The 3,696-nt window shown below is 59.0% G+C and carries 4 protein-coding genes, 1 tRNA gene and 1 pseudogene; 2 read left to right on the top strand and 4 right to left on the bottom strand.

Features of this window, described 5'->3' with window-relative positions; genetic code table 11:
- The 4 genes and pseudogenes from ACYVDE_RS17200 to ACYVDE_RS17185 form a co-directional block, all read right to left on the bottom strand.
- Positions 1–261 (bottom strand): annotated as a pseudogene (locus ACYVDE_RS17200) (hypothetical protein); the annotation flags it as partial.
- A gap of 262 nt (positions 262–523) precedes the next feature.
- Positions 524–1,027, bottom strand: coding sequence for a DUF6992 family protein (locus ACYVDE_RS17195; RefSeq protein ID WP_460502777.1), 504 nt, complete (start codon positions 1,025–1,027; stop codon positions 524–526).
- A gap of 3 nt (positions 1,028–1,030) precedes the next feature.
- Entirely contained in the window at positions 1,031–1,738 is a 708-nt protein-coding gene (locus ACYVDE_RS17190; protein WP_460502776.1) for a porin family protein, read from the bottom strand.
- A gap of 86 nt (positions 1,739–1,824) precedes the next feature.
- Positions 1,825–2,526, bottom strand: a complete 702-nt coding sequence (locus ACYVDE_RS17185) for a porin family protein (protein WP_460502775.1) — start codon at positions 2,524–2,526, stop codon at positions 1,825–1,827.
- A 199-nt stretch (positions 2,527–2,725) separates the two neighbouring features.
- Between ACYVDE_RS17185 and ACYVDE_RS17180 the strand changes: the two genes are divergently transcribed.
- Together ACYVDE_RS17180 and ACYVDE_RS17175 are read left to right on the top strand one after the other, a co-directional pair.
- A tRNA-Val gene (locus tag ACYVDE_RS17180) sits at positions 2,726–2,800 on the top strand.
- A 134-nt stretch (positions 2,801–2,934) separates the two neighbouring features.
- Positions 2,935–3,282 (top strand): hypothetical protein, encoded by a 348-nt coding sequence (locus ACYVDE_RS17175; protein WP_460502774.1) that lies wholly within the window; start codon positions 2,935–2,937, stop codon positions 3,280–3,282.
- The last annotated feature ends 414 nt before the right edge of the window (positions 3,283–3,696 follow it).

Genomic DNA, 3,696 nt, shown 5'->3' with positions numbered 1-3,696 from the left:
GTTGCCGCGCTCGTGCAGGCGCAGCACTATCACCCCTTGGCTGACGAGGTGGTCGGCCAGGCTGCTGAGCAGCACGTTGTCGGGGGCGGTAGGGTTGTGCTCATCGGTGCCGCGCTCGGCCAGCAGCACAGCCGCCGCAAAGGGGCCGGTGCCGGTGGTGGGCAGGCGCATCAGCCCGTGCAGGCGCACGCCGCCGGCTGGCGAGGTAAGCTGAATAGCTTCCACGCGGTCGAGAGGATGTGCCAGGGCAGCGGGGGCCAAAACAGTGCAGCAAGCAAGCAGGAAAGTCAGTAACAGGCGCATAGTTCGGGGGCAAATGCCGGCCGCAAACATCAGGCGGTTGAGTTGTGGCATCGGGCAATTGCTACACAAAGCTCTGATGATAAGCTTTTCGCCCCACGGTTTTTCCGTCGAACGTGGCTATTTGACCGTCTTAAGCCTGTTTCAGCCCTTCGAATGGAAACAAGTTTCTTCCCAATATGAGATTTTTTCCCATAATGGGATGATAAATTGACTTTTTAGCTCACGCTGGCCAGCGCTGCGCAGCCAGATGCAGGGCCGCCCACATACTGGCATCGACCACCAGCAGGAAGCCGCCTTGCACCCACAGCGCACGGCCGTAGCCCAGCAGGCGCTCGGGCCGATTTTGCCCTGGCCGCAGCGCCTGGCGACGCAGATAGCTCCCCGTCAGTATGAAAAGCACATCCAGTCCGGCACTTACTCCAAACAGCAGCTCGTAGAAGTGCTGGCTACTTAGCAGCTCGGCCGCGTCGAGGCCCGCCGGTGGATGAAAGTGCAGGCGCAGGATGCCCCAGGCCGCCAGGCCGGCATCTACCATATTCCACAGCACGTTCAGGCCGTGGAAATAATAGCTTTCGCGGCGGCGGTCGGCGTGGGCCAGGTAATAGCCGCTGCCCACCAGGTTCAGCAGTACCCAGGCAGCAAGCACGGCCAAAGCCCAGCCTAGCAGGGCCTCGCGCTGCATGAATAAGGCCGATACCTCGGCCGCGGGCAGGGCCAACAGCATGCGTTACTTGCGGAAGCCGATGCCCAGGTACACCTGGAAGGTCTGGTTGTGGATGTTGCCGCTGGTGCCCGCGCCGCTGAGCGTGACGGGCGTGCCCCGGTACGCCACCACCGTGCCGTCTTTATACACATTGCTCAGGCCCAGCTCGTAGCGTACGCCCAGCCGGCCCAGGCCAAGGCGGGCTTCGGCGCCGCCCACTACGCCGTATTCCAGGCTGTTGTAGCCGTTGGCCTTCAGGTCGAGGTTCTGGCCGTCCTGCATCACCTTGGTGAGCAGTCCTACCTGCGGGCCCAGATGGATGCTCAGCGTTTCGGTGAGGTTGCCCACGAACAGCAGGGGCAGCTGGATATAATCGAGGCGGGTATCGAAGGCCGGATATGCGCCCGCACCATTCGGGCCGGAGCTGGCGTCGGTGCGGTAGCCTTTGCGGCTATACAAGAGCTCAACTTGCAGCGAAGCAAAATTGGTGAAGCCGAACTGCCCGTACACGCCCGCGTTGAAGGCCGCCAGCGAATTGGTATTGGGAAACAGGTCGACGTTGCTGCCCTTCAGATACGACACATTGTAGCCGCCCTTGATGCCCACGCCGGTATTGCGCGACTCGGTGCCGGTGGCGCCGTTATCGTAGTCTTTCGAAGTCATGCCGCCCTGCGCCCAGGCCTGCGAGCCGGTGGCCACCGTCAGCGCCAAAAGGAAGAAAACGTTTTTCATAGCTGGAGAGAATGCGGCTAGGCCGATAAAAAAACAGGAGGCCCATTGCGGAGCCTCCTGCATATACTAACGACGAGGGAACTTGGTTATTGGTGAATGCCCAAGGCCAGGTACACCTGCACCACTTGGTTATGAATGGAGGGGTTGGTGTAGTACTGCACGGGGGAACTGCCCGTGTAAGCGTATTTTTTCGAAGTATCGAAAATTTTACCAAATCCAAGGTCGTAGCGCGCGCCTATCTGGGCTGGTCCTACGCGGAAGGCCCCGCCCACAATTCCGCCGAAATCAACGGTATTGAAGCCGTTTTCGGCCAGTCCCAAGTCTTTATCAGCAGACCTAGCTTTGGTAAGCAGCGACACTTGTGGGCCGATGTGTACCGAGAAGTTATTCGTGATGTTAGCTACATACAGGATGGGCAACTCGAAATAGTCCAGCCGGGTTGTGGCGTTCGTCTTCGTGATTTGGGTGCCGTTGTAGGTTGAAATGTCCGAGTTGTAGCCTTTGCGGTTGTAGAGCAACTCAACCTGTACCGATGAAAAGTTGTTGAAGCCAAACTGTCCATAAACGCCCACGTGGTAATTATGGTAGGCCGTGCCATTGGGAATCTCGTCGCCGTAGGGCCGCGAAAAGTTGTAGCCGCCTTTCACGCCGAAGCCGGTGTTGCCCGATTCGGTCGATTTACCGCCGGTGTAGTCTTTCGAGGTGAGGGCGCCACCCGGGCGGGCCTGCGAAAAAGCAGTGGTGGCAGTGGTGAGGCCCAGCAGGAGAAACAGAAGCGTCTTTTTCATGGTGAGAGGGGGAAATGGCTGGTGGCAAAACGCCACGTAAACGAGAACGAATGAATATTTCTGTTTTGCCCTATACTTTCCCGGGCTCAGAAAGTTGCCCGCTGCCACTCTGCGCAATAAAAAAGCTACTCCTTGGCTGAAGCCGTTGCTCGTGCATTACCTTTGCGCCGCGGCCCGCCCAGTGCCAGCCGCGCAGCCCGGAGTGTTAGCTCAGTTGGTTTAGAGCGCCACCCTGACACGGTGGAGGTCGTTGGTTCGAGCCCAATACGCTTCACGAAAACGCCCAATGCTAGAAGCATTGGGCGTTTTTTGTTTTAGCCCTCGGTGTCGCGCCTGCTAATTGCTGTGGTTGCTAAACTGCTTAGGCCCGGCGTAGCTTTGCTAAGAAAGTTACTACGCCATTATAGTATGCCTGCTGCTCCCAAAATCCATTACGACGCCGAACCGACTGTTGATGAATTCACGCCCGACGCCTTGCCAGACGGTGAAGCCGCCGACGCTATGCCGGACGAGGTTTTCAGCCAGGACGAGGAAACGGCGCCCGTGGTGCGGATGCTGTCGCCGGCCAGCTCGTTTGTGTACGCCGTGGGCCACGTGGTGCAGCCTGCGCCCGGCGGCCCGGCGCGCCAGGTAATCTGGCGCGGGCAGCTGAAGGAGCGGCGGCCCGAAACCGGCCTCGTGCACCGGGTGAACGTGTACCGGCTCAACGACGGATTCTGGGACTGCTACCGCGAAGACGAATTGCAAGTGGCATAAAGCAAGAAGCCCTGGCCAACCGGCCGGGGTTTTTTGTTTGCACCGGTAAGGCCACTGCTTTACCATTCCTCATGGATAGGGCGGCTGCGCAGTAGAAGCACCCGTGCCCGCGGGTGAGTTCCTACTTACGCCCCGCAGTCCCGCGGCATTAAAAACGGCGGCACCGTGTGTAGGCGGAAACACAAAAACCATCATTTTGGGTGCGTCAGCCAACTTTAAAACTTTTTTTATTGAAATACACAATCGTTTGTGTAGCTTGCAACGCACAAACGATTGTGTGAATCGTTGTCCGAGAATCCCACCTCTCTTTTCAACTATGAGAAAGCCCTTACCCAACCTGCGCCGGCTCACGCTGCCGGCCCTCATCTGCTGCCTGCCCTGGCAGCCGCTCGCGGCCGCCGCCGCGGTTCCGGC

The organism is Hymenobacter agri (assembly GCF_054778495.1).
Note: the sequence above shows the minus strand (reverse complement) of the source record. Positions and strands in the feature narration are given on the sequence as shown.

Excerpts from the sequence above, each read along its gene's own strand:
- ACYVDE_RS17175 (WP_460502774.1), top strand. The coding sequence starts at position 2,935 with ATGCCTGCTGCTCCCAAAATCCATTACGACGCCGAACCGACTGTTGAT.
- ACYVDE_RS17185 (WP_460502775.1), bottom strand. The coding sequence starts at position 2,526 with ATGAAAAAGACGCTTCTGTTTCTCCTGCTGGGCCTCACCACTGCCACC.
- ACYVDE_RS17195 (WP_460502777.1), bottom strand. The coding sequence starts at position 1,027 with ATGCTGTTGGCCCTGCCCGCGGCCGAGGTATCGGCCTTATTCATGCAG.
- ACYVDE_RS17190 (WP_460502776.1), bottom strand. The coding sequence starts at position 1,738 with ATGAAAAACGTTTTCTTCCTTTTGGCGCTGACGGTGGCCACCGGCTCG.